This is a genomic window from Streptomyces sp. NPDC056479 (genome assembly GCF_042795335.1).
GTDB lineage: Bacteria > Actinomycetota > Actinomycetes > Streptomycetales > Streptomycetaceae > Streptomyces.
Map to the genome: position 1 here is coordinate 36,474 of NZ_JBHTRZ010000016.1, position 22,674 is coordinate 59,147.

The 22,674-nt window shown below is 71.4% G+C and carries 22 protein-coding genes and 2 pseudogenes; 14 read left to right on the forward strand and 10 right to left on the reverse strand.

What is annotated here, in order from left to right:
• Window positions 1-2 precede the first annotated feature (2 nt).
• A complete protein-coding gene (locus ACFQ6S_RS42395) occupies window positions 3-752 on the forward strand; it encodes a DNA polymerase beta superfamily protein (RefSeq protein ID WP_383421569.1) in 750 nt (249 codons plus the stop codon).
• On the opposite strand, the gene ACFQ6S_RS42400 is transcribed toward ACFQ6S_RS42395, so the two are convergent.
• The 3 genes and pseudogenes from ACFQ6S_RS42400 to ACFQ6S_RS42410 all read right to left on the reverse strand — a co-directional run.
• Window positions 678-1,421, reverse strand: coding sequence for a DNA polymerase beta superfamily protein (locus ACFQ6S_RS42400; RefSeq protein WP_383421572.1), 744 nt, complete (start codon window positions 1,419-1,421; stop codon window positions 678-680). The two genes, ACFQ6S_RS42395 and ACFQ6S_RS42400, sit on opposite strands and share 75 nt — an antisense overlap.
• A gap of 22 nt (window positions 1,422-1,443) precedes the next feature.
• Window positions 1,444-1,887 (reverse strand): Rieske (2Fe-2S) protein, encoded by a 444-nt coding sequence (locus ACFQ6S_RS42405; RefSeq protein ID WP_383421575.1) that lies wholly within the window; start codon window positions 1,885-1,887, stop codon window positions 1,444-1,446.
• Window positions 1,884-2,219, reverse strand: a pseudogene (locus ACFQ6S_RS42410) (DUF6529 family protein); the annotation flags it as partial. The gene ACFQ6S_RS42405 and the pseudogene ACFQ6S_RS42410, both read right to left, overlap by 4 nt.
• An 8-nt stretch (window positions 2,220-2,227) precedes the next feature.
• On the opposite strand from ACFQ6S_RS42410, the gene aroH reads away from it, so the two are divergent.
• The 5 genes from aroH (at window position 2,228) to der (ending at window position 6,668) form a co-directional block, all read left to right on the forward strand.
• Window positions 2,228-2,590, forward strand: a complete 363-nt coding sequence (gene aroH, locus ACFQ6S_RS42415; RefSeq protein ID WP_383421578.1) for a chorismate mutase — start codon at window positions 2,228-2,230, stop codon at window positions 2,588-2,590.
• Window positions 2,587-3,672: a prephenate dehydrogenase gene (locus tag ACFQ6S_RS42420; protein WP_383421581.1), complete on the forward strand. Its 1,086-nt coding sequence runs from the start codon at window positions 2,587-2,589 to the stop codon at window positions 3,670-3,672. The genes aroH and ACFQ6S_RS42420 overlap by 4 nt, the downstream gene beginning before the upstream one ends.
• A 109-nt stretch (window positions 3,673-3,781) precedes the next feature.
• Window positions 3,782-4,468, forward strand: coding sequence for a (d)CMP kinase (cmk, locus tag ACFQ6S_RS42425; RefSeq protein ID WP_383421584.1), 687 nt, complete (start codon window positions 3,782-3,784; stop codon window positions 4,466-4,468).
• 53 nt (window positions 4,469-4,521) lie between these two features.
• Window positions 4,522-5,109 carry a lysophospholipid acyltransferase family protein gene (locus tag ACFQ6S_RS42430; protein ID WP_383421655.1) on the forward strand — a complete coding sequence of 196 codons (588 nt, stop codon included), beginning with the start codon at window positions 4,522-4,524 and terminating at the stop codon, window positions 5,107-5,109.
• 80 nt (window positions 5,110-5,189) lie between these two features.
• Window positions 5,190-6,668, forward strand: coding sequence for a ribosome biogenesis GTPase Der (der, locus tag ACFQ6S_RS42435; RefSeq protein ID WP_383421587.1), 1,479 nt, complete (start codon window positions 5,190-5,192; stop codon window positions 6,666-6,668).
• A 67-nt stretch (window positions 6,669-6,735) separates the two neighbouring features.
• Here der and ACFQ6S_RS42440 read toward each other — a convergent pair whose 3' ends face one another.
• Together ACFQ6S_RS42440 and ACFQ6S_RS42445 are read right to left on the reverse strand one after the other, a co-directional pair.
• Entirely contained in the window at window positions 6,736-7,086 is a 351-nt protein-coding gene (locus tag ACFQ6S_RS42440; protein WP_383421590.1) for a hypothetical protein, read from the reverse strand.
• A gap of 170 nt (window positions 7,087-7,256) precedes the next feature.
• On the reverse strand, window positions 7,257-8,039 hold the full coding sequence (locus ACFQ6S_RS42445) for a hypothetical protein (protein WP_383421591.1): 783 nt from the start codon (window positions 8,037-8,039) through the stop codon (window positions 7,257-7,259).
• Window positions 8,040-8,577: 538 nt separating this feature from the next.
• Here ACFQ6S_RS42445 and ACFQ6S_RS42450 point away from each other — a divergent pair.
• Window positions 8,578-9,270, forward strand: coding sequence for a transglycosylase family protein (locus ACFQ6S_RS42450; protein WP_383421594.1), 693 nt, complete (start codon window positions 8,578-8,580; stop codon window positions 9,268-9,270).
• A 104-nt stretch (window positions 9,271-9,374) separates the two neighbouring features.
• Window positions 9,375-9,920 carry a transglycosylase family protein gene (locus tag ACFQ6S_RS42455; RefSeq protein WP_383421596.1) on the forward strand — a complete coding sequence of 182 codons (546 nt, stop codon included), beginning with the start codon at window positions 9,375-9,377 and terminating at the stop codon, window positions 9,918-9,920.
• Here ACFQ6S_RS42455 and ACFQ6S_RS42460 read toward each other — a convergent pair.
• Genes ACFQ6S_RS42460 through ACFQ6S_RS42470 form a run of 3 tightly spaced genes read right to left on the reverse strand, consistent with a single transcriptional unit; the run spans window position 9,850 to window position 13,699 of the window.
• Window positions 9,850-10,530: an ATP-binding cassette domain-containing protein gene (locus ACFQ6S_RS42460; protein WP_383421599.1), complete on the reverse strand. Its 681-nt coding sequence runs from the start codon at window positions 10,528-10,530 to the stop codon at window positions 9,850-9,852. The genes ACFQ6S_RS42455 and ACFQ6S_RS42460 overlap by 71 nt on opposite strands.
• Window positions 10,527-13,223 carry a branched-chain amino acid ABC transporter permease/ATP-binding protein gene (locus tag ACFQ6S_RS42465; protein WP_383421603.1) on the reverse strand — a complete coding sequence of 899 codons (2,697 nt, stop codon included), beginning with the start codon at window positions 13,221-13,223 and terminating at the stop codon, window positions 10,527-10,529. Before ACFQ6S_RS42465 ends, ACFQ6S_RS42460 begins: the two co-directional genes overlap by 4 nt.
• Window positions 13,223-13,699: a hypothetical protein gene (locus tag ACFQ6S_RS42470; protein WP_383421605.1), complete on the reverse strand. Its 477-nt coding sequence runs from the start codon at window positions 13,697-13,699 to the stop codon at window positions 13,223-13,225. The genes ACFQ6S_RS42465 and ACFQ6S_RS42470 overlap by 1 nt, the downstream gene beginning before the upstream one ends.
• 156 nt (window positions 13,700-13,855) lie before the next feature.
• Here ACFQ6S_RS42470 and ACFQ6S_RS42475 point away from each other — a divergent pair, with 156 nt between their 5' ends.
• The 4 genes from ACFQ6S_RS42475 to ACFQ6S_RS42490 all read left to right on the forward strand — a co-directional run bounded on the left by ACFQ6S_RS42475 (window position 13,856) and on the right by ACFQ6S_RS42490 (window position 17,266).
• Window positions 13,856-14,407, forward strand: coding sequence for a hypothetical protein (locus ACFQ6S_RS42475; RefSeq protein ID WP_383421606.1), 552 nt, complete (start codon window positions 13,856-13,858; stop codon window positions 14,405-14,407).
• Window positions 14,382-15,677 carry an ABC transporter substrate-binding protein gene (locus tag ACFQ6S_RS42480; RefSeq protein WP_383421607.1) on the forward strand — a complete coding sequence of 432 codons (1,296 nt, stop codon included), beginning with the start codon at window positions 14,382-14,384 and terminating at the stop codon, window positions 15,675-15,677. Before ACFQ6S_RS42475 ends, ACFQ6S_RS42480 begins: the two co-directional genes overlap by 26 nt.
• A 69-nt stretch (window positions 15,678-15,746) precedes the next feature.
• Window positions 15,747-16,205 carry a hypothetical protein gene (locus tag ACFQ6S_RS42485; RefSeq protein WP_383421609.1) on the forward strand — a complete coding sequence of 153 codons (459 nt, stop codon included), beginning with the start codon at window positions 15,747-15,749 and terminating at the stop codon, window positions 16,203-16,205.
• Window positions 16,206-16,225: 20 nt separating this feature from the next.
• Window positions 16,226-17,266, forward strand: a complete 1,041-nt coding sequence (locus ACFQ6S_RS42490) for a helix-turn-helix transcriptional regulator (RefSeq protein ID WP_383421612.1) — start codon at window positions 16,226-16,228, stop codon at window positions 17,264-17,266.
• Between the two features lie 40 nt (window positions 17,267-17,306).
• Here ACFQ6S_RS42490 and ctaD read toward each other — a convergent pair.
• Window positions 17,307-18,977, reverse strand: a pseudogene (gene ctaD, locus ACFQ6S_RS42495) (cytochrome c oxidase subunit I); the annotation flags it as partial.
• A 320-nt stretch (window positions 18,978-19,297) separates the two neighbouring features.
• Here ctaD and ACFQ6S_RS42500 point away from each other — a divergent pair.
• Complete coding sequence (locus ACFQ6S_RS42500) at window positions 19,298-19,513, forward strand: I78 family peptidase inhibitor (protein ID WP_383421615.1); 216 nt, start codon at window positions 19,298-19,300, stop codon at window positions 19,511-19,513.
• 88 nt (window positions 19,514-19,601) lie between these two features.
• Here ACFQ6S_RS42500 and ACFQ6S_RS42505 read toward each other — a convergent pair whose 3' ends face one another.
• The gene (locus ACFQ6S_RS42505) at window positions 19,602-20,630 is read right to left on the reverse strand and encodes a phosphatase PAP2 family protein (protein ID WP_383421618.1); all 1,029 of its coding nucleotides are present in this window, start codon (window positions 20,628-20,630) and stop codon (window positions 19,602-19,604) included.
• A 435-nt stretch (window positions 20,631-21,065) separates the two neighbouring features.
• Between ACFQ6S_RS42505 and ACFQ6S_RS42510 the strand changes: the two genes are divergently transcribed.
• Window positions 21,066-22,667: an MFS transporter gene (locus ACFQ6S_RS42510; protein ID WP_383421621.1), complete on the forward strand. Its 1,602-nt coding sequence runs from the start codon at window positions 21,066-21,068 to the stop codon at window positions 22,665-22,667.
• The last annotated feature ends 7 nt before the right edge of the window (window positions 22,668-22,674 follow it).

Sequence of the window (22,674 nt, forward strand, 5' to 3'; positions counted from 1 at the left end):
CGATGATCGACGCCCTGGACATCGACCTCGCGCCCGTCGTCGCCGAGCAGCCCGACCCGGTTCTGTTCGCGACCGTCTCCGGCGCGCACCTGTACGGCTTCCCGTCGCGGGACTCGGACGTGGACCTGCGCGGCGTCCACCTGCTGCCGGCCGCCGACCTCGTCGGGCTGCGGGAGCCGCAGGAGACCCGGTCGCGGATGTGGGTACGGGACGGCGTCGAGATGGACCTGGTCACGCACGACCTGCGCAAGTTCGTACGGCTGATGCTGCGCCGCAACGGCTATGTGCTGGAGCAGCTGCTGTCGCCGCTCGTCGTGCACACCACGGACGCGCACCGGGAGCTGGCCGAGCTGGCGCCCGGCGTGCTCACCGCTCACCACGCCCACCACTACCGGGGGTTCGCGACCACGCAGTGGCGGCTGTTCGAGAAGACCGGGGAGCTCAAGCCGCTGCTCTACACCTTCCGGGTCCTGCTCACCGGCATCCACCTCATGCGCAGCGGTGAGGTGCAGCCGCATCTGCCGACGTTGATCGGGGAGGTCGACGCCCCGCGCTATCTGCCGGAGCTGATCGCGGCGAAGGCGGAGCGGGAGCACGGGGACGCCGACGTCGGGCACGCGCGCGTGGCGGCGGACGTGGAGCGGCTGCACGCCGTGCTGGACGAGGCGCAGGCGGCCTCAGCGCTGCCCGACGCCCCGGCCGTCCATGACGCCCTGCACGCCTTCGTCGTACGGATCCGGCTGGAGAGCTGAGGCGCGGCGGACCCGGATCAGGAAGTCCTCGACCCGGCGGCGGTCCGGCTCGGCGGGAAGCGGGCCGCGGTCGACGGCCTCCTCCGCCTCGCTCGCCAGACGGGTCATCCAGGACTCCACCTCCGGCCACGGCACCTCGCCCCGCTTGACCTCCAGCAGCGACTCGCGCCGGTCGCCCACGTCGATGGTCAGGCGACCGGTGCGCAGCAGGTCCCGGGCGCTCGCGAGGAGGCGCAGGAGGTGCATCGCGTGCTTCCAGCGCGGGGCGCCGTGGAGGCGGATGTCGGCCTCCAGCTTCTTGCGCTGGCCCAGCGCGTAGCGGGTGAACGTCTCGTGGGCCCGGCGGGACAGGAACGCCTCGCGCAGGGCGACCAGCTCGCGGCCGGTGGTGTCGATGTGCTCCACGAGCGGGGAGTGCAGGCACTCCAGGATGTTCGGGTTGGCGCGCAGGGCCAGCTCGCAGAAGCGCTCCAGCTCCCAGCTGAACTGCTCCGGAAGCGGGCCGTCGACATGCGTCGGCGGCTTGTCGAAGCGCCAGAAGAGGGGCGTGGGGGCGAGGAACACGCCCCGGCGGTCGGTGTCGCTGCCGTCCGTCGCCAGACCGAAGGCGCGCGAGCCCATCACACAGGCGTAGATCATGTGGTCGCGTACCAGGGTCTCGGCGTGCATGCCCCGGAGCGTACGCGGCCGATCACACCAGGCGGATCGAATTTCCCTCCACGGTGATCTGCTTCGCGGGCAGCGGCCGGGTGGCCGGAGGGTTCTCCACCGCGCCGTCCGTGATGTTGAACTTGCTGCCGTGACAGGGGCAGTTGATCGTCCCGTCCGAGACACTGCCGACCGTGCACTGCTGATGCGTGCAGATGGCGGAGAAGGCCTTGAACTCGCCCTGCTGCGGCTGGGTCACCACCACCTTCTCGTCCTTGAAGATCGTGCCGCCGCCCACCGGGATGTCGGACGTGGTGGCCAGCTCCTTGCCCTCCTCGCCGGTCTGGCCGTCCTTGCCGGGGGAGGTGGCGGGGGTCGAGGTCGAGTCGCCGTCGCCGTCGGAATCGCCGCAGCCCGCGACGAGCGCCGCCGCGCCCGCCGCGCCCGTGGCGATGAGGATCGTGCGCCGCGTCGGACCATTGGTCATGTCGTGACTCCGAAAGTGCGGAAGAACCAGGGGGCGGAGGTCAGCCAGATGATCGTGAGAGCGGTGAGAACCGGCCCTCCGACGATCGGCACCAGCCAGCCGGGAATGCGCTCCGAGCGGAGCAACAGCATCTTTGCACTGAAACCATCAAAGAAGAAGCAACTCAGGACAGAGTGCGGGAAAACGTGCATTTCGTACGCCTGGTAGCCCAGCGCGGGCCCGAAGCCGACCGCGCGGGGTCCGGCCGTCTCAGCGTGCGGGCGACGTGCGTCCGCCGCACACCGGCTGACTAGGCTGGACCGTCCAAGAGCCGATCCGTACATCAGCAAGGAGCAGCGCCGTGGCGGTACGAGCGGTCCGGGGGGCCGTCCAACTGGAGCGGGACGAAGCCGGCCACATGGACGAGCAGGTCGTAGCCCTGCTCACCGCGATCCTGGAGCGCAACGACCTCACCGCGGACGACCTGATCAGCATCTGGTTCACGGCCACGCCCGATCTGCACAGCGACTTCCCGGCGGCCGCGGCCCGCAAGCTCGGCATCGTCGACGTACCGCTGATCTGCGCCCAGGAACTCGACATCGCGGGCGCCATGCCGCGCGTGGTACGTGTCCTCGCGCACATCGAGTCCGACCGGCCCCGCGCCGACATCGCGCACGTCTATCTCGGTGCCGCGGCCGCCCTGCGCAAGGACATCGCCCAGTGAGAACCGCACTCGTCATCGGCACCGGCCTCATCGGTACGTCCGCCGCGCTCGCCCTGTCCCAGCGTGGCGTCGTCGTGCACCTCGCCGACCACGACCCCGGGCAGGCCCGTACGGCGGCCGCGCTCGGCGCCGGCACCGACGAGGTCCCCGACGGGCCCGTCGACCTCGCGATCGTCGCCGCCCCGCCCGCGCATGTGGCCGGGGTGCTCGCCGACGCCGTGCGCCGGGGGGTGGCCCGCGGCTACCTCGACGTGGCCAGCGTCAAGGGCGGGCCGCGCCGTGAGCTGGAGGCGCTCGGGCTCGACCTGTCGTCGTACATCGGTACGCACCCCATGTCGGGCCGCGAGAAGTCCGGCCCGCTGGCCGCCACCGGCGACCTCTTCGAGGGCCGGCCCTGGGTGCTCACCCCCACCCGCGACACGGACACCGAGGTGCTGAACCTCGCCCTGGAGCTGGTCTCGCACTGCCGTGCCGTGCCGGTGGTGATGGACGCCGACGCCCACGACCGCGCGGTCGCCCTGGTGTCCCACATGCCCCATCTGATGTCCAGCATGGTCGCCGCGCGCCTGCAGAGCGCCGAGGAGGCGGCCGTACGGCTGTGCGGCCAGGGCATTCGGGACGTGACCCGGATCGCCGCCTCGGATCCGGGGATGTGGATCGACATCCTCTCCGCGAACCCGGGGCCGGTCGCCGACCTGCTCACGGACGTCGCCGGCGATCTGGAGGAGACGGTGCGGGCGCTGCGTGCGCTCCAGTCGTCCGACGAGGCCAAGCGGGTCGAGGGCACGGCCGGGATCGAGGACGTGCTGCGGCGCGGCAACGCCGGCCAGGTGCGGGTACCCGGCAAGCACGGGGCCGCCCCGCGGGTCTACGAGGTCGTCGCCGTGCTCATCGACGACCAGCCCGGCCAGCTGGCGCGGATCTTCGCGGACGCCGGCCGGGCCGGGGTCAACATCGAGGACGTGCGGATCGAGCACGCGACGGGACAGCAGGCCGGTCTGGTCCAGCTGATGGTGGAGCCCAAGGCGGCGCCGGTTCTGTCCGCGTCGCTGCGGGAGCGGGGCTGGGCGATCCGGCAGTAGGGCGCTGAGGAGCGGGCGGCCGGACGAGTGACGCGCACCCAGTAACCTTGTGCGGGGCACATTCGCGCCCCGCCCATCCCGACACACCGCACCAGGAAGGTGTCCTCCCGTGGAAAACGGTGCCGCCAAGCCCGTGATTGTCGCCATCGACGGCCCCTCCGGCACGGGCAAGTCGAGCACGTCGAAGGCCGTCGCCGCGCAGCTCGGGCTGAGCTACCTCGACACCGGCGCCCAGTACCGGGCGATCACCTGGTGGATGGTGAGCAACGGGATCGACATCGAGGACCCCACCGCGATCGCCGCCGTCGCCGGCAAGCCCGACATCATCTCCGGCACCGACCCGGCCGACCCGACGATCAGCGTCGACGGCACCGACGTGTCCGCCCCGATCCGCACTCAGGAGGTCACCTCCAAGGTCAGCGCGGTCAGCGCGGTGCCGGAGGTGCGTGAGCGGATCACCGAGCTGCAGCGCTCGCTGGCCACCTCCGCCGAGTACGGCATCGTCGTCGAGGGCCGCGACATCGGTACGACCGTGCTGCCCGACGCCGACCTGAAGATCTTCCTCACCGCCTCGCCGGAGGCCCGCGCCGCCCGTCGCAGCGGTGAGCTGAAGGGTGCCGACGTCAACGCCACCCGCGAGGCCCTGATCAAGCGCGACGCGGCCGACTCCAGCCGCAAGACCTCGCCGCTCGCCAAGGCGGACGACGCGGTCGAGGTGGACACCACCGCGCTCACGCTGCAGCAGGTCATCGAGTGCGTCGTCACCCTCGTCGAGGAGAAGCGAGCAGCGAAGTGAGCCATGCGTCCGAGCGGGGTGCCGACGTCGGGCGGCGCATCGGCGTCGGCCTGATGTACGGGCTGTGGCGCCCGCGGGTCCTGGGTGCCTGGAAGGTGCCCGCGGCCGGTCCGGTCATCTACGCCGTGAACCACAGCCACAACATCGACGGGCCGATGGTGATGGGCGTGTCGCCCCGGCCCGTGCACTTCCTGATCAAGAAGGAAGCGTTCGTCGGCCCGCTCGACCCCTTCCTGACCCGCATCGGCCAGCTGAAGGTGGACCGTCACGCGGCCGACCGCACGGCCATCACACAGGCGCTCGACGTGCTGTCGCACGGCGGTGTGCTGGGGATATTCCCCGAGGGCACCCGAGGCGAGGGCGACTTCGCCTCGCTGCGGGCCGGGCTCGCCTACTTCGCGGTACGCGGCGGCGCGCCGATCGTCCCGGTCGCCGTGATGGGAAGTTCCGAGAAGCCGGGACGGTTGATAAAGGCGCTGCCCCCGCTGCGACACCGCGTCGACGTCGTCTTCGGCGACCCCTTCGAGGCGGGCGACGGCAGCGGCCGGCGTACGCGCACGGCGCTGGACGAGGCGACCGAGCACATCCAGAAGCAGCTCACCGAGCACCTGGAAATCTCCAAGCGGCTGACCGGCCGCTAGGCGACACTGAGTAGTGGATCAGCCGGGAGAAACCCGGATGTTCCACCGATCACCACGATGAACGACGAGGTACGGACTTCATGAACGACCACATCCACTCCGAGGGCTCGCGCGAAGAGCACGACCACGGAGAGCTTGGCGATGCCGAGTACGCGGAGTTCATGGAGCTCGCCGCGGAAGAGGGCTTCGACCTCGAGGACGTCGAGGGTGCCATCGAGGCGGCCGGCCACGGCCCGCTGCCCGTGCTCGCCGTCGTCGGGCGGCCGAACGTCGGCAAGTCGACTCTCGTCAACCGGATCATCCGCCGCCGCGAGGCCGTCGTCGAGGACAAGCCCGGCGTCACCCGTGACCGCGTGACCTACGAGGCCGAGTGGGCGGGCCGCCGCTTCAAGGTCGTCGACACCGGCGGCTGGGAGCAGGACGTCTTCGGCATCGACGCCTCCGTGGCCGCGCAGGCCGAGTTCGCGATCGAGGCCGCCGACGCCGTCGTGTTCGTCGTCGACGCCAAGGTCGGCGCGACCGACACCGACGAGGCCGTCGTACGACTGCTGCGCAAGGCCGGCAAGCCCGTGGTGCTGTGCGCCAACAAGGTGGACGGCCCCAGCGGCGAGGCGGACGCCTCGTACCTGTGGTCCCTCGGCCTCGGCGAGCCGCACCCGGTCTCGGCCCTGCACGGCCGTGGCACCGGCGACATGCTGGACGCCGTCCTGGAGGCACTGCCGGAGGCGCCGCGCGAGGCCTTCGGCGGGGGCGGCATCGGCGGACCGCGCCGTATCGCCCTGATCGGCCGCCCGAACGTCGGCAAGTCCTCCCTGCTGAACAAGGTGGCCGGTCAGGAACGCGTCGTCGTCAACGAAATGGCCGGCACCACCCGTGACCCCGTCGACGAGCTCATCGAACTGGGCGGCGTGACCTGGAAGTTCGTCGACACGGCGGGCATCCGCAAGCGCGTCCACCTCCAGCAGGGCGCCGACTACTACGCCTCGCTGCGCACCGCGGCCGCCGTAGAGAAGGCCGAGGTCGCCGTCGTCCTGATCGACGCCGCCGACAGCATCTCGGTGCAGGACCAGCGCATCGTCAGCATGGCCGTGGAGGCGGGCCGCGCGATGGTGATCGCCTACAACAAGTGGGACAACCTCGACGAGGAGCGCCGCTACTACCTGGAGCGGGAGATCGAGACCGAGTTCGGCCAGGTCGCGTGGGCGCCCCGGGTGAATGTCTCGGCGCGCACCGGGCGGCACATGGAGAAGCTGGTCCCGGCGATCGAGGCGGCCCTCGCGGGCTGGGAGACCCGGGTCCCGACCGGCCGGCTGAACGCGTTCCTCGGCGAGCTGGTCGCCTCCCACCCGCACCCGATCCGCGGAGGCAAGCAGCCGCGCATCCTGTTCGGCACCCAGGCGGGCACCAAGCCCCCGCGGTTCGTGCTGTTCGCGTCCGGATTCATCGAGGCGGGCTACCGGCGCTTCATCGAGCGCCGGCTGCGCGAGGAGTTCGGCTTCGAGGGGACGCCGATCCATATCTCGGTGCGGGTGCGCGAGAAGCGCAGCAAGAAGAAGTAGCAGCAAGAGGAAGTAGCAGGCACGACGTGAGGGCGGCCCGATGACGGGCCGCCCTCACGCGTGGTGTTCAGCCTCTGCGCGCCGGTGGCAGCGCGGCGGGGACATGGTGCATGCCCGATCCCTGCGGGCCGATGTGCCCGACGCGCTGCCACTGCGGCTGCTGAGAGCCGTTGTGGCGGGCGCTGTGCGCCCCCGCGCTGTAGGCGCTGTACGAGCTGCTGAACGACCCCGGACGGTGGCCGCCGTACGGGCCCGTACCGCGCTGGATGCTCCCGAAGGCGACGAACCCGAGCTCCTCCTCACCGCTGCGATCACCCGGCAGCGAACGGAAGGACTTGACGTACTCGGCGTAGAGCGCGTCGTAGATAGGCGTGGGCGAGGGACCGCCCTGATGGCGGGGAACGTCGTATGCATGCACGTATGTCCAAACGACCCGGCACCGGAAGGGATGCGGCTGGGTAACGCCCCAAAGGGGCGCGGGGCTGCCTGAACTGCGGCTCCGCGGCGTGGGCGCGAGGGGCCGTTCCTGACCCGCAGTCGTCGCCCGCAGCCGTCGCACGACGCGCAGTCCCCGCGGAGCAGGCGCCGTCAGGTCCCCGCGAGCGGCAGCGCCGCGGCGACCAACTTGCCGTTCGCCGCAGCCTTGTCCAGCGCGTCCCGCAGCAGGTCCTCCCGGGGCTGGCGTCCGATGGAACCCACCGGTGCGGCGAACATCAGTACCTGCTGGTGCTTGTTCGCCGCGGCCCGCCACCCGTCCGTCACCAGCAGCGGTTGATGCGCCTGCCACCACGCGACCGGCTGCCCGCCGTTCGAGCCCGGCTGCAGAACCGCGTGCAGCTGGCCCATCGCCAGCAGCACGGACCAGCCGTGCAGCACCGGCGGTACATCGGCCAGCTCCGTCCGCGGCATGAACCCCTGTTCGATGAGCAGCGGCAGGAAGTCGTCACCGGCGCCGATCGCCCCGGGGCGCACGATGGGCCCGGTCGGCTCGACGACCAGGGCGGGGTGCAACTCCCCGGCGATCAGCACCAGTCCGCTGGTCACGCCGAGCACGGCCTGCTCCGGCACGATGTTGTCCGGCTCCAGGTCGACCGTGTCGCCGGTGATGGACTTCACGGCGCCCTTCAGCTGCTCCTCGGTGACCTGGACGACCTGCGAGGGAAGACAGGTGGAGTGGGCGAAGGCGAGGACGGCGGTCTCGTCCCCGATGAACAGGACGGTGCTGGTGCGCTCCTGTTCGGAGTCGCCCGGGGTGCGGCAGGACGTGCAGTCGTAACTGCCGGGGGCGTTGTCTCCGGCGAGCAGCCGGTCGGCTTCCTCGTCGCCGATCTCGGCACGTACCTCGTCGCTGACGTCGAGCATGCGCGGCACGGGTGGCTCCTCGGGATGTGGTGCGTGGTGGGGCCGGGTGGCTCCCGGCCCGTGATCCGGGCGGGTCCCGGGCTCATGAAGAAGACAACGGACGATCTGTGGCGGGAGTCACGCACCACGGCGAACGGAATCGAACCATCCGACGCGCACTGTCACCTCGCGTGCGGAATCGCCCACTCTCCGTCAAGTCGTGGGAATCCCAAGGAAGTTGGTTGCGTGGGGTATATCACAGATCGTCAGGACCTGTGACTGATAAATCCTGAAATCAGCGAATGAAGTGGGTGGCCGAAAATCGCCGATACCGACGGTAACGGCGAACTGGCCTGGAATGACAAGGAGTTGGTTGATACCTCTCGGCCCCTGTCCCTACATTCCTCCGCCGTGTGCAACGAGCACCGCTCGGGTACGTCCGCCGACCGCACCAGCCAGCTTGCAGAACGACCTTCCGGCGGACGGGGCGAGCGCGATCTGGGCGCCCGATGGCGTGTCAAGTCGCGTTCCGCCTTGGGGGACCCCGGGTCCTTGGAGAGGGATCTACATGTCCGAATGTGCCGATTACACTCACGACAACGCTCGGAAGACGGCGAAGGCTTCGAGCCGGAGCCAGACCCGTACGACGGTGGTCCTCGCCGGGGCGGCACTGCTCGCCCCGCTCGGACTGCTGGCCGCGACCGGCAACGCCGCAGCGGCGGACAGTGGAGTGTGGGACCGCATCGCCCAGTGCGAGAGCGGCGGCAACTGGCACATCAACACCGGCAACGGCTACTACGGCGGACTTCAGTTCTCCGCCTCCACCTGGCGCGCGTACGGCGGTACGGCCTACGCGCCGACGGCGGACCAGGCCACCAGGGCCCAGCAGATCGCTGTGGCCACCAAGGTCCAGCGCGCCCAGGGATGGGGCGCGTGGCCGACCTGTTCGGCCCGGGCCGGGGCGAACGGCGGCGCACCCGCCGCTCCCGCCACCGGTTCCAAGGCCCCCGCCGTCAAGGCGGCTCCGTCCACCGCCAAGGCGGCCCCGGCTCCGTCCACTCCGTCGCAGACGCCGGAGCGTTCCTCGGAGCACACGACCCGCGACTCGTCCCGTGGTGACTACACCGTCCGTGCGGGCGACACGCTGAGCGGCATCGCCGCCCGGCACGGGACCACCTGGCGGCAGCTCTACGCCGCCAACAAGTCCGTCATCGGCGGCGATCCCGATCTGATCGTCCCCGGGCTGCGCCTCGAACTCTGAAGCCGGCTCCAGAAGCCCCGCCCGGTCCGCCGACCGGGTGGGGCCCCCGCGGCCGTCGGACGCGCCGCGCAGGCCGACGGCAAAGAGCTGCCTAGCGTGCTCATATGAAATACGCACCGCTCACGATCGCCGTCGCCGCCGCCCTGTTGACCTCCGTCGCCCCGGGCCCGTCGCACGCGTACGCCATGCACGCGCCCCAGGTGGCGCATGTGGAACATATGTCCGGACCGCCGCCCAAACCGGCGTCCCTGTCCTGTGCCAAACACCATTGGCCCTGGGGCTGTGTCGCCAAGTGCGAGAGCGGCGGCAATTGGCGCATCAACACCGGCAACGGGCACTTTGGGGGGCTTCAGTTCTCCCAGCCGACCTGGGTCGGCTTCGGCGGGCGGAAGTACGCCCCCCGCGCGGATCTCGCCACCCGCAAGCAGCAGATCGACATCGCCCGGAAGGTGGTGGCCGTGCAGGGCTGGGGGGCCTGGCCGCACTGCTCCAGGCGCTACGGGCTCAAGGGCCGCATGACGTGGGAGAAGCCCAAGCGGCCCCAGTCCACCAAGCCCAGGCTGAACGGCGCGCTGCTGCTCATGCCGAGGAAGACGACCCGGTTGGCCCCGCCGCTGTCCGGAGCTCGTACTCGCCCGCCTCTCCGCTGAACACGACCGCGCCACGCCGCAGTTCGTGAACGAGTGCCGCCCGGCCCCGCAGGACGGGCGGCAGTCGTTGCTCGGCGACGATCACGCACGCGTCCAGTCCGCTCAGCAACTCGTACGTACGGGCCGCCACAGCGGGCGACATGCCCTGCGCGGGCTCGTCCACGAGCACGACACGCGCGCGTGCCAGCAGGGCACGGGAGAGGGCGAGCATCCGCTGCTCACCGCCGGACAGCGTGCCGGCCCGGCGTGCCAGGAGACCCCCCAGGCGCGGGTAGGCGTCGAGGGCGACGTCGTACGACGGGGCCGCGAGTTCGAGGTTCTCGCGCACGGTGAGGGAGCCGAACACCGCCTGCCGCTCCGGGACCAGGCACAGCCCGCGCCGCGCCCGCTCGTGGGCGGGCACGGCGGTCACGTCGGCGCCGTCCCACACCACCGCGCCGGCCGACAGCCGCACCGCTCCGGCCAGGGCGCGCAGGGCCGTCGTACGGCCGGACCCGTTGCGGCCCAGCAGTACCGTCAGGCCGGGGCCGTGGGCCGCGACCGTGATGCCGTGGAGTGCTTCCAGCGGGCCGTAGCGCACGCGCGCGCGGCGCAGCGAGATCGTGGTCATGCCGGGGTCTCCTGAGCGCCTGACGCGTCGAGTACGCGCTCGGGTGGACCGGAGGCGACGACGCGGCCCGCCGCCATGACGTGCACGGTGTCGGCGAGGCCGGCCACCAGGTCGAGGTCGTGCTCGACGACGAGCAGCGCCATGCCGTCCGCGGCCAGGGCCTTCAGGACCCGGGCCAGGGCGATGACTTCCGCCGTGTCGAGACCCGCGGCCGGTTCGTCGAGCAGCAGGACACGGGGGCCGCCCGCGAGCGCCCGGGCCAACTCGACACGCCGGAGCGTGCCGGTGGGGAGACCGGCGGCGGGCAGGGAGCGTACGGGGCCGTCCAGGCCCAGGAGCCGCAAGGACCGCTCCACCGCCGACGGGTCCTGCAGGCGGCCCTGTTCGGCGCCCACGCGGACGTTCTCGGCCACGGTCAACGAGGGGAAGACGGCCAGCTGCTGGAAGGTGCGGGCGATGCCGAGACGGGTGCGGGCGTGGGCGGGCAGGCGGGTGATGTCGCGGGCGCCGAGCCGGACTTGCCCCTGTGCGGGGCGGTGGGTGCCGGCCAGACAGTGGAACAGGGTGCTCTTTCCCGCCCCGTTGGGGCCGACGATCGCGGTGACCCGGCCGGGCGGGACGGTGAGGGTGACGTCGTCGAGGGCGGTGAAACTGCCGTAGCGGGCCTGGACGTGGTGCATCGTGACGAGGGCCTCGCCCACCGACCATGGGCGTACCCGATCGTGGTCGCGGTGCGAGGGCGCCCTGCCGGCCTCGCCCTTCTCGTCCCGTCCGGCCCCCTCCGCGAGACCCGACGCGGTCACCCCCGCCGGAGCCGGCCGGGGCACGGGGCCTCGCTCCGCCGGACGAAGCCGCCTTCGCACCCGCGCCCCCAGATCCGTGAGCGCCGGCCCGTCCCGCAGCCGCAGCCTCCCCGTCGCCGCCCGCACCGCCTCGTACGGTCCCCCGGGGAACCGCCCCACCAGCACCGCAAGCACGCCGATCAGGGCCGCCGCCACACCACCCCGGGCGCCCGCGTCGAGGCCGACCAGGAGGGCCGCGGCGGCGAGGGCGCCCAGGGTGCTGTCGGCGCCCAGGACCACCACCGCGGCGAACCAGAGGAGGCCGCGCACCGGGTCGTACGCGGCCGGGTCGAAGGCGCGCAGGCCCATGCCGAGCATGCCGCCGCCGAGGGCGGCCAGGGCGGCGCCCGAGACGAAGGCCAGGAGCTTGAGCGAGGGCACCGGGACGCCCGCCGCCGACGCCCCGGACTCGTGGTCCCGCATCGCGGCCAGGGCCCGGCCCGTACGGCCCCGGCGCAGCAGCCAGGTCGTCAGCAGGGCGGCCGCCAGCAGACAGAGCTCCAGGACGTAATACGCGCGGTCGCCCTCGAAGCCCGCCGGGCGGCCCAGGGACAGCCCCGAGATCGCGTACGGCTGGGCGAAGACGAAGCGGCTCACGCCGACGCCGACCGCGAAGGTGGCCAGCGCGAGCGCCAGGCCGCGGCGGCCGATCGCCGGCCAGCCCGTGAGGAGACCCAAGGGAGCGACCAGGACGACCGCCGACGCCAGTGCCGCGAGCTCCGGCAGCCGGGGCAGGCCCGGGAAGCGGCCCGCCGCCAGCAGGGCCGTGAACAGGGCGCCCAGGCCCGCGTACGCCGCCTGCCCGAGCGAGATCTGGCCGCCGCGGCCCGTGACGACGACCAGGGAGAGCAGCACCACGCCCAGCGCCGGCACCTGCACCGACGTATGCAGGTCCGAGCCCGCGAAGCCCAAAGGCAGCAGAAAGAGGACGACCGCCACGATCCAGGCGCCCGGAGGGGTCGGCACGCGCGCGGTGGCCGTGCGGGGGAGGGCGTCCCGGGTGCCGACGCGGGGCAGGACCAGGGCCGCGATCAGCAGGGCGACGACGAAGAGGTTCGTGCTGACGGCCTGGAGCAGGGGCGCGCCCCAGCCCGACGGGTGCAGCCGCGTCAGCTGGCTCTGGGCGACCCCGATCGTCAGCGCCGCCAGCACCGCGATCGGAAGGCTGCGCATGCGGGCGGCCACCGCGACCGCGACCACCTCCATGACCAGCAGCGGCATGCCGTACGGGTCCAGGCGCACGTACGGCGCCAGCAGTACGCCCGTCAGACCCGCCGTGAACGAGCCGAACGCCCAGCCCGCCGCCGAGACCCGGTCCGCGTCGATGCCCCCGAGGACCGCCAGCCGCCGGTCGTCGACCACGGCACGCAGTTCCCGGCCGAAACGGGTCCAGCGGATCACCGCGCCCACCCCGGCCGCCAGCAGCAGCGCCACCGCCAGCTGGCCCCAGGGGTCCGCCGACACCAGCTCCGGCGCGTCGTCCCGCGCACCCTGGCCCCACAGCAGCGCCGCCCCGCCCACCAGCAGCACGAACACCCCGATGGACGCCACCAGGGTCTGCGCCGGGTCCCCGCCGAGGACCGACAGGGGCCGGAAGACGAACCGTTCCAGCGCCATCCCGACGGCCGGCGCGAGGACCAGCAAGGTCACCGTCGCGCCCGCCCACAGCGGCCAGCCCCACTCCACCACGCACTGGCGCAGCACATACGCGCACACCATCGCGATCGCCCCGTGCGCGAAGTTCAGCACGCCCGTCGCGCGGTATGTCACGACCAGACCGATCCCGGTGAGCGCGGCCGCGCTGCCGACCGAGAGGCCGGCCAGCGTGAGGTCGTACGTCAGGGAGGACATCAGTCGTCCGCCTGGGCGGGCTCACAGATCGGGCACGGGCCCAGCTCGCCGCTTCTCACCAGCTTCGCGTCGACCGGGACGGCCTCCACCTTCCCGGAGACCAGCGGGCAGTCCGCCCGGTGCCAGAGGGTGCCGCCGGGCACCATCAGCAGGTCCCCGCTGACCGCCAGGGGCGCCACGGCCGGCTGCCCGGAGTCCTCGGCGTCGGCGGCCTCGGCGGCCACCAGAAGGCCGTACAGCTCCTCCACGCGCGCGGCGGCGAGCGCGCTCCTGCCATGGGTCAGCAGCACCGCCCCGGAGATGATCAGCGCGGCGCCGGGGACCGTGCAGGACGCGAGATACGGCAGCTGCCGCTCGGCGAACCGCTCGCCGGAGACGCCGTACCACCCGATGACGCAGAGCACCGCGCCGGCGGCGAGCGCGGCCCAGCCGGCCCACAGGACGGGGTGCACGGTCCGCAGTCGGGTTGTCCGCATCGCCGGCTCCCACACGTCGGGTTCGCGCGCACGCACATCGGCTTTCTGCGCATGTGCCTGTCCATGTCAGCCAATGGCTTGCACTATGCCTCCTGCAAGCTGACCCTGAAAGCACCGGGCGCACACGGCCCGGATCGACACCCGGTGGTGAGCCAGATGGTGCTCGGGAGCGACCTCAGGCGGCACGTCACGCACAGGGGGCGGGGGACGGTGCTGGCGGCCGCCCTGCTCCTCGTTCTCGCCCCGGCCCTCGTGGCCTGCAGCGACGACGAGGGAGGCGGCGGCAACGAGGCACCGCCGACCCCGACCGTCGAGCGGACCGAGCAGTCGCCGGCCGCGACGGCTCCCGCGGACGCCGGGGCGGCCGAGACGGAGATCAAGCAGAACTGGCAGAAGTTCTTCGACCCGAAGACGGCCCTGGAGGACAAGCAGACCGTCCTGGAGAACGGCGACCGGATGGCGCCCGTCCTCGAGGGGTTCAGCGGTGACGAGCGCGGCGGACAGGTCCAGGCGCAGGTCTCCAAGATCGAGTTCACCTCGCCGACCGAGGCGAACGTGACCTACGACCTCACCCTCAAGGGCGCGACCGCCCTCCCGAACGCCTCCGGAACCGCCGTCGAACAGGACGGCACCTGGAAGGTGTCCGCCAAGACCCTGTGCGCGCTGGTCCAGTTGAGCGGCAATGGGTCGCCGATCCCGGGGTGCTGAGGCGGCGATAGCCGTGCTGGTACTGGCTCTGAGTACGGCGTGCGGCAGCCGGTTGCCCGAGAGCGACTTCGAGCACCGCGACCGGGGCACGACCGCCGAACCGCCCGCGGACCGCACCCCGATCCGCGTCGGCGTCATCACCAGCGCCACCAGCCCCGTCGGCGGCAACGCCTTCACCGGCCCGCGCGACGGCGCCAAGGCGTACTTCGACCGCCTCAACGCGCGCGGCGGCATCGACGGCCGCCGCGTCGAGGTGCGCCTGTGCGACGACGGCGGCAGCGGTGTCGGCAACAACGAGTGCGTGCACGAGCTGATCGACGAGGACAAGGTCGTCGCGCTGGTCGCCACCACCGCCCTGGACTACGCGGGCGCCTCACGCGTCTCACGCGCGCGCGTGCCCGACATCGGCGGCCAGCCGATCGGGGCCGCCTACGACACCTGGCCGCACCTGTACGGCATCTACGGCAGCCTCGCGCCCCGCGACGGCACCACCGGCTGGGGCGGCAGGCAGTACGGCGGCACCGAGGTCTACCGCTACTTCAAGCGCGAGCACGGTGCCCGCACGGCCGCCGTCGTCTCGTACAACCAGCCCGCGTCCGCCGCCTACGCCCGCCTCGTCGAGCGGGGGCTGAAGGCCGAGGGCTACAAGGTGGTCACCGAGCAGGTCGACTTCGTACTGCCCAACTTCCGCGCGGCGGCGGCCGACCTGAAGGAGCAGGGCGCGGACCTCGTCTTCGACGCCATCGACACCCACGGCAACGCCCGGCTGTGCGCGGCGATGGACGACGTCGGCGCCGAGGTCACCGCCAAGGTCACGAACGTACAGAACTGGACGTCCACCGTCGCTGAGGACTACAAGGACTCCCCGCGCTGCCGCAACGCCCTGTGGGCGACCGGCTCGTCCCGCAACTACGAGGACACCGGCCAGGACGCCGTACGGGAGTTCAGGGACGCCACGCAGGGCCTCCCGACGCACTCCCAGTGGCAGCTGGAGGGCTGGGCGGCGGCGGGGTGGTTCACGGACGCGGCGAAGGCCTGCGCCGGACAGGGCGTCACGCGCGCGTGCGTCGACGACCACATGAACCGCAGCCGGGGGTACACCGCCGACGGCCTGCTGCTCCCCGTCACGTTCGAGCGGCTGCCCGAGCCGCCGAAGAACCGCCGGACCTGTCTGTCGGTGGCCCGCTGGGAGGACGACCGGGGCTGGGTCTCCCAGACGGACATGAACGACACGTGCTTCGAGGTGCCGCAGCTGTCGTACCAGCCCTGAGGCGCAACCAAAAGGCCGCATCGCCGGTCCAACCGACAGAGCCGAGAGCCGAGGGAGGAACCGCAGCGCATGACGCCCGTGCCGCAGACCGCACCCCTGCGCGCCGACTGCATCGCGGATTCGGCCGGCGGGCTGACCTTCGACGTCACGGCCGTCGGATCCGCCCTGGCGGCCAATCTCGTGCTGCGCCACCGCGAGGGCGACGAGGAGGTCACCCTGCCCCTGACCCCGGCCACGGCCGGCCGCCTGCGCGCCGCCCTCCCCAGCAGCGTCCCGTTGCCCGAGGGCCACTGGGACGCTTACGCCAGCGTCAGGGACGAGCACCCGGACCGCCTCGTGCCGGGCGCCATGGACGTGCATCCCTCAGCGTCCCGAGTCCCGTACGAGACCCGGGGCGGCAACCTCAGCGTCGAGTGCCGCCACGAGGAAACCCCCTTCAGGGGGACGCCCTTAGGGGCGCGGGGAACCGCGCGATCGGCCCCGCCGGACCCGCACCCGCCCGCAAGGCCCGCACACCCGGCTCTTTAGGCGACTGGCAGACTCAGATCATGTTGGACACATCCGCCCGGTTGCTGCGGCTGCTCTCCCTGCTCCAGGCCCACCGGGACTGGTCCGGCGCCGAACTGGCCGACCGCCTGGGCGTGACCCCGCGCACCGTGCGCCGTGATGTCGACCGACTGCGCGAACTCGGCTACCCGGTCAACGCCAGCCCCGGTACCGGCGGCGGCTACCAACTGGGCGCCGGCGCCGAGTTGCCGCCCCTGCTGCTGGACGACGACGAGGCGGTCGCCGTCGCCGTCGGTCTGCGCACCGCCGCGGGCCAGGGCATCGAGGGCATCGGCGAGACGTCGGTGCGGGCCCTCGCCAAGCTGGAGCAGGTCCTGCCGAACCGGCTGCGCCGCCGCGTCGGCGCCCTGAACGCCTTCACCGTGCCGATGCTGCGCGGCCCGGAGCCCTCAGCCGTCGACCCGGCCGTCCTCACCGAGCTCGCCAACCTCTGCCGGGACTCCGAGCGCCTGCGGTTCGAGTACCGCGACCACGAGGGCGCCCCCACCCGCCGTAGCGTCGAACCGCACCGTCTGGTGTGCAGCGAGCGCCGCTGGTACCTGGTCGCCTGGGACCTCGACCGCGACGACTGGCGGACGTTCCGCGTCGACCGCGTCACCCCCAAACCGCCGCACGGCCCTCGCTTCGCCCCGCGCACGCCGCCCGCCGAGGACCTCGCCGCGTACGTCTCCAGGGGCGTCTCCACGCGCGCGTACGCCGCGCAGGCCGTCATCCGGCTGCTGGTGCCCCTGGAGGTGGCGGCCGGGAGCGTCTCGCCCTCGGCCGGGCAGCTGGAGGCGGAGGGGCCCGGCAGCTGCCTGCTGCGCACGGGCGCCGGAAGCCTCGATGTGATGGTGATCCATGTGATGCTGATGGGCTTCGAGTTCGAGGTCCTGGAGCCGGCCGAGCTCATGGAGGCGATCAGGACGGCTCACGGCCGGCTTGCTCGCTCTTTGGCTCGGGCTGCGGAGCCTCCAGAGCGTGGTCCGGGTGGTGCAGATCGAACGCCGGGGACTCGGAGCGGATCTTCGGCAGCGTCGTGAAGTTGTGCCGCGGGGGCGGGCAGGAGGTCGCCCACTCCAGGGAGCGGCCGTAGCCCCAGGGGTCGTCGACCTCGACCTTCTTGCCGTACTTGGCGGTCTTCCAGACGTTGTAGAGGAACGGCAGCGTCGACAGGCCGAGCAGGAACGCGCCGATCGTCGAGACCGTGTTCAGCGCGGTGAAGCCATCGGCGGCGAGATAGTCGGCGTACCGGCGGGGCATGCCCTCCGCGCCCAGCCAGTGCTGCACCAGGAACGTGGTGTGGAAGCCGATGAACAGTGTCCAGAAGTGGATCTTGCCGAGCCGTTCGTCGAGCATCTTCCCGGTGAACTTGGGCCACCAGAAGTGGAAGCCGGCGAAGATCGCGAAGACGACCGTGCCGAAGACGACGTAGTGGAAGTGGGCCACGACGAAGTACGAGTCGGAGACATGGAAGTCCATCGGCGGGGAGGCCAGGATCACCCCGGTCAGACCGCCGAACAGGAACGTCACCAGGAAGCCCGTCGCCCACAGCATCGGCGTCTCGAAGGACAGCGAGCCCTTGATCATGGTTCCGGTCCAGTTGAAGAACTTCACGCCCGTCGGCACCGCGATCAGGAAGCTCATGAACGAGAAGAAGGGCAGCAGCACCGCGCCCGTGACGAACATGTGGTGCGCCCACACCACGATCGACAGACCGGTGATCGCCATCGTCGCCCCGATCAGCGTCAGATAGCCGAAGATCGGCTTGCGGCTGAAGACCGGGATGATCTCCGTGATGATGCCGAAGAACGGCAGCGCGATGATGTAGACCTCGGGATGACCGAAGAACCAGAACAGGTGCTGCCACAGCAACGCCCCGCCGTTGGCCGCCTCGAACACCACCGAGCCGAACCGGCGGTCCGCCTCCAGCACCAGCAGCGCGGCCGCCAGCACCGGGAACGCCATCAGGATCAGGATCGACGTGAACAGGGTGTTCCACACGAAGATCGGCATCCGGAACATCGTCATGCCGGGGGCGCGCATCCCGATGATCGTGGTGATGAAGTTGACCGCGCCGAGGATCGTGCCGAACCCGGCCAGCGCCAGACCCATGATCCACAGGTCGGGGCCGACGCCGGGGGAGCGCTCCAGGCTGTTGAGCGGCGCGTAGGCGAACCAGCCGTAGGCGGCCGGCCCGTCCGGCACGATCAGCGAGCCCATCACGATCAGCCCGCCGAACAGGAACAGCCAGTACGAGAACATGTTCAGCCGTGGGAAGGCCACGTCCGGAGCGCCGATCTGCAGCGGCATCAGCTCGTTGGCGAAGCCCGCGAAGGTCGGGGTCGCGAACAGCAGCAGCATGATCGTGCCGTGCATGGTGAACAGCTGATTGAACTGCTCGTTGCTCAGGATCTGCATCCCGGGCCGGGCCAGCTCGGCCCGCATCAGCAGGGCCATGACACCGCCGGCCAGAAAGAACCCGAACGACGTGATCAGGTAGAGATGGCCGATCTTCTTGTGGTCGGTGGTGGTCAGCCAGTCGACGACCACGCGGCCGCCGGGCGGCTTGCTCCGCATGGGCCGTGCCGTCGCCTGTGCGGTCTGCGTCCCCATCGCTCGCTCGCCCCTTCGCTCGTCGCGTCCCGGGCCCGCTGAAGCCCGCGTCGCACGCGCCGACGCGAGCTCACGCCATGATGCTCGCGTCGGCGGCGCTCCGACAGAGGGCGTACGGAGGTTCTGTGGTGGAACCATGTACTTCCTGTGTGGCACCGGCTCCCGTGGCCCGCGCGGAATCGAGGGGAAAAGGAGTCCGGAGGCAGTTTCTCGGGAACTTTTGCGCCGGGCCGTCGGGCCCGTCGGCGCGACACGCGGAATTACGATCGAATGCCTGCGGAAGGCTCAGAGAATCCCTCGTCCGTGTGACTGTCCGTCGATGTCGAAGTGACCGAAACGCGTGTCGTGATTCTGTGACAAAAGCGTGACCGGAGAGGGATGTGTGACCCGGATGGCCGCTATAAAGGATCCCGGTCGGCTCTGGCCCGATCCCCGCGCGAGGCCCTAGCGTTGGCCGCATGGCACCCATTCCGAAACCCCCCGCGGAACCCCAGGACAACCCGGACGCGTATGTCGGTCTCGACGCCGACAGGGCCGAGCGACTCGCCCGTGACCGTGGGTGGTCGACGGTGCGTTCACTGCCGCCGGGGGCGATCATCACCATGGAATACCGCAGCGGTCGCCTGAACTTCGAGGTGAAGGACGGCCAGGTGGCGAGGGCCTGGAAGGGCTGACACACGACGAAGGCCCCGGTTCCCAGAAAGGGACCGGGGCCTGCGCCATACGGGTGGTCGTGTGTACCGGACCCGCGGTATGTGGTGGTCAGCCGCCCGTCAGGGGGCGGGCTGTGGGGGCCCCTCCGCGGGTGGCGCGCTCCGTGTGCGGCGGGCGGCGCTTGCCGGCCGGGGTGACCGGTGCGCGCTCCACGCGGGCCGTGTGCGAGCCGGGCCCCAGGTGGTACGTAGTCGGCCGGGCGGAACGGGCCGCGGTGGTCGCCTCGCGCGCTGCGGCCTCCTCGTCACCGGCCGTGGCCAGCGGCTTGAGCAGCACCGGGGCCTCGACCGGGGTGGGTGCCACCGGAACGGAAATGGCCCGGCGTGCGCGCCGGCGGTCGCGCAGATCGAGGATCAGGGTCTCGCAGCGGGCGATCAGCGGCTCGAACCACGGCAGGGCGAGCAGGATCAGCAGACCGGCGGCCCAGCCGAGCAGTACGTCGCTCAGCCAGTGCGTACCGAGGTAGACGGTGGACAGGCCGACGCCCAGCGAGGTCACCGCCGACAGGGCCGACAGCCAGCGGCGCGCTCTCGGGGTCGAGGCCAGATAGGCCAGGATTCCCCAGGTCACCACGGCGTTGGCGGTGTGGCCGCTGGGAAATATATCGCCGCCCAGCCACATCTCGTTCGAGCCGATGGTGGTCGCGTAGTGCGGTCCGAGGCGGCCCATGCCGAGCTTGGCGGCGCCGACGGTGATGTTCAGCAGAAGCAGGGAGACACCGAGCGCGAGCAGCGGCCGCAGGGTGTGCTGCCGCCAGGACCGCCAGCCCAGCCAGGCCGCGACCATCACGGCGGTCGGGCCGCGCTGGCCGAGCACCACGTAGTAGTCGACGAACGCGTGGATCTCGGCCCACTGCTGGTACGGCCGGAAGAACATGACCTGCCAGTCCAGCCGGACCAGCCACGAGGTGATGAGGACGGCCCACACGATGGCCCCGTAGAAGGCCAGGGTCGCGGCGAACAGCACGACCCGGTGCCGCGTCATCCGCGGCACATCGATGTGGGCCGGGCGTTCCGGCTCCCGGTCCAGCCTGGCGAAGACCCGGTCCAGACGGGTCAGCTTTCGTTCGGTACACACGCAATCGACGTTACAGCGAGTGAGCGCAGTTCAACGGCGATTCCACGGCTTTGTGATGACGATGTGATGTGGGATTCCTCTCAGCAGGAGGTTTATTTCCAAGGAATCCGTAATCATCCGGCGCCGCATCCTTCAATTCCTTTGATCATTCTGTTCGTTCGTTTTTCGCTGCTTATGAATTCGTTCACCGAATCATTGGGTGGAATTCTCCCGGAGCTCACCGGTCCGGGGCCGGATGGTGTGGCGTACGCCACACGCGCTCGTGTGGCCTCTGAGAGGTCCGCCACTCGGCACGGACGCGGACTCGCGTACTCTGACGAGTCACTCGCCCTTGATTGCGCGGGCCGGAGACCACCGCTCTTCTCCGGCCGAGTCGCGGGGAGTCCCCACCCCGTGTGCCCGCCGAGGGCGAGGGAACATCTGGGAGGTACGTACATGTCCGGGACGACCACGGCTGCCGCTGCACTGCGCCGTCGGGCGGCCGGGGCCGGTGCCAACCGCTGGGTCGTCCTCGTCGTCCTCTGCGCCAGCCTGCTGCTCGTCGCGGTGGACGCCACGGTGCTCCATGTGGCGGTACCCGCCGTCACCGAGGACCTCCGGCCCGGCGCGATAGAACTGCTCTGGATCGTCGACATCTATCCGCTCGTCTGCGCCTCGCTGCTGATCCTCTTCGGCACGCTCGGTGACCGGGTGGGCCGCAGACGTGTCCTGCTTCTGGGATACGGCCTCTTCGGCATCGCCTCCGGCCTCGCGGCCCTGGCGCACGACCCACAGGTGCTGATCCTGGCCCGCGCCCTGCTCGGGGTCGGCGGCGCGATGATCATGCCCGCGACCCTGTCGATCCTGCGCCAGGTCTTCCCCGACCGGCGCGAGCGGGCCCTCGCTATCGGCATCTGGAGCGCGGTGGCCGCGGTCGGCGCGGCGGTCGGTCCGCTGATCGGCGGATTCCTCCTCGAGCACTTCTGGTGGGGCTCGGTCTTCCTCGTCAACATCCCGCTGATGCTGATCAGCCTTCCGGTGGGCCGGCTGCTGCTGCCCGAGTCCAAGGGTGACGGCAAGGGGCCCTGGGACGTGGTCGGCGCGCTGCTCGCGGCGGCCGGGCTGTTCGGCGTCGTGCTGGGCGTGAAGCGGCTCGGCGGCGGGGAACCGGTGGCCAGCCTGCTCACCCTGGTGCCGCTGGTGCTCGGCGCGGTGCTGCTGGTGCTCTTCGTGCGACGGCAGAAGCGGCGGGCGTATCCGCTGGTGGACCTGGGCATGTTCGCGCGACCGGCGTTCAGTACGTCGGTCGGGTGCATCGTGCTGGCGATGCTCGCGCTGGTCGGGCTCGAACTGATCGCGGCGCAGTATCTCCAGCTGGTGCTCGGCCTTTCGCCGCTGGAGACGGGGCTACGGCTGCTGCCGCTGACGTTCGCGGCGATGGCGTCCGGGCTCGCGGGAGCGCGCATGCTGCGGCGCTTCGGGCCGCGGCGGATGGTGTGCGGCGGGTTCTGTCTGACGGCCGTCGCCGTGGTGGTGCTGACCGCCATGGGCGCCGAGGACAATCCGGGCCTGCTGCTCTTCGGCTTCGTCCTGCTCGGCTTCGGGCTGGAGACGACGCTCTTCGGGGCGTACGAGTCGATGCTGAGCGAGGCTCCGCCGGAGCAGGCCGGTGGGGCGGCCGCGATCGGTGAGACGTCGTACCAGCTGGGCGCCGGGATCGGGATCGCGTTGCTGGGCAGCGTGATGAACGCCGCTTACGCCCCCGGGCTGACGTCCGTGTCGGGGGTGCCGGCGTCGGCCTCCACGGCGGCCTCGCACTCGCTGGGCGAGGCGTACGAGGTCGCCGCGCAGCTGGGCGGGTCGGCGGGGATGGCCCTGCACCATGCGGCCCGGCAGGCGTTCGTGCACGGGCTGCATGTGACGTTGCTCGTGAGCGCGGGGTTGTTGCTGCTGGGGGCGGTGATGGCGTTGCGGTTGCCGCGGACCATGCAGTGCGAGTCCCCTGCCGTGGAGTTGCCGAAGCCGAGGGAAGTCGCGGAGTCACGCGTCTCCGCCTGACCGGGCT

Coding starts and splice junctions, on each gene's coding strand:
- ACFQ6S_RS42395 (WP_383421569.1), top strand. CDS start 3: ATGATCGACGCCCTGGACATCGACCTCGCGCCCGTCGTCGCCGAGCAG.
- ACFQ6S_RS42400 (WP_383421572.1), bottom strand. CDS start 1,421: ATGCACGCCGAGACCCTGGTACGCGACCACATGATCTACGCCTGTGTG.
- ACFQ6S_RS42405 (WP_383421575.1), bottom strand. CDS start 1,887: ATGACCAATGGTCCGACGCGGCGCACGATCCTCATCGCCACGGGCGCG.
- ACFQ6S_RS42430 (WP_383421655.1), top strand. CDS start 4,522: ATGTACGGGCTGTGGCGCCCGCGGGTCCTGGGTGCCTGGAAGGTGCCC.
- der (WP_383421587.1), top strand. CDS start 5,190: ATGAACGACCACATCCACTCCGAGGGCTCGCGCGAAGAGCACGACCAC.
- ACFQ6S_RS42450 (WP_383421594.1), top strand. CDS start 8,578: ATGTCCGAATGTGCCGATTACACTCACGACAACGCTCGGAAGACGGCG.
- ACFQ6S_RS42455 (WP_383421596.1), top strand. CDS start 9,375: ATGAAATACGCACCGCTCACGATCGCCGTCGCCGCCGCCCTGTTGACC.
- ACFQ6S_RS42460 (WP_383421599.1), bottom strand. CDS start 10,530: ATGACCACGATCTCGCTGCGCCGCGCGCGCGTGCGCTACGGCCCGCTG.
- ACFQ6S_RS42465 (WP_383421603.1), bottom strand. CDS start 13,223: ATGTCCTCCCTGACGTACGACCTCACGCTGGCCGGCCTCTCGGTCGGC.
- ACFQ6S_RS42470 (WP_383421605.1), bottom strand. CDS start 13,699: ATGCGGACAACCCGACTGCGGACCGTGCACCCCGTCCTGTGGGCCGGC.
- ACFQ6S_RS42475 (WP_383421606.1), top strand. CDS start 13,856: ATGGTGCTCGGGAGCGACCTCAGGCGGCACGTCACGCACAGGGGGCGG.
- ACFQ6S_RS42480 (WP_383421607.1), top strand. CDS start 14,382: ATGGGTCGCCGATCCCGGGGTGCTGAGGCGGCGATAGCCGTGCTGGTA.
- ACFQ6S_RS42485 (WP_383421609.1), top strand. CDS start 15,747: ATGACGCCCGTGCCGCAGACCGCACCCCTGCGCGCCGACTGCATCGCG.
- ACFQ6S_RS42490 (WP_383421612.1), top strand. CDS start 16,226: ATGTTGGACACATCCGCCCGGTTGCTGCGGCTGCTCTCCCTGCTCCAG.
- ACFQ6S_RS42500 (WP_383421615.1), top strand. CDS start 19,298: ATGGCACCCATTCCGAAACCCCCCGCGGAACCCCAGGACAACCCGGAC.
- ACFQ6S_RS42510 (WP_383421621.1), top strand. CDS start 21,066: ATGTCCGGGACGACCACGGCTGCCGCTGCACTGCGCCGTCGGGCGGCC.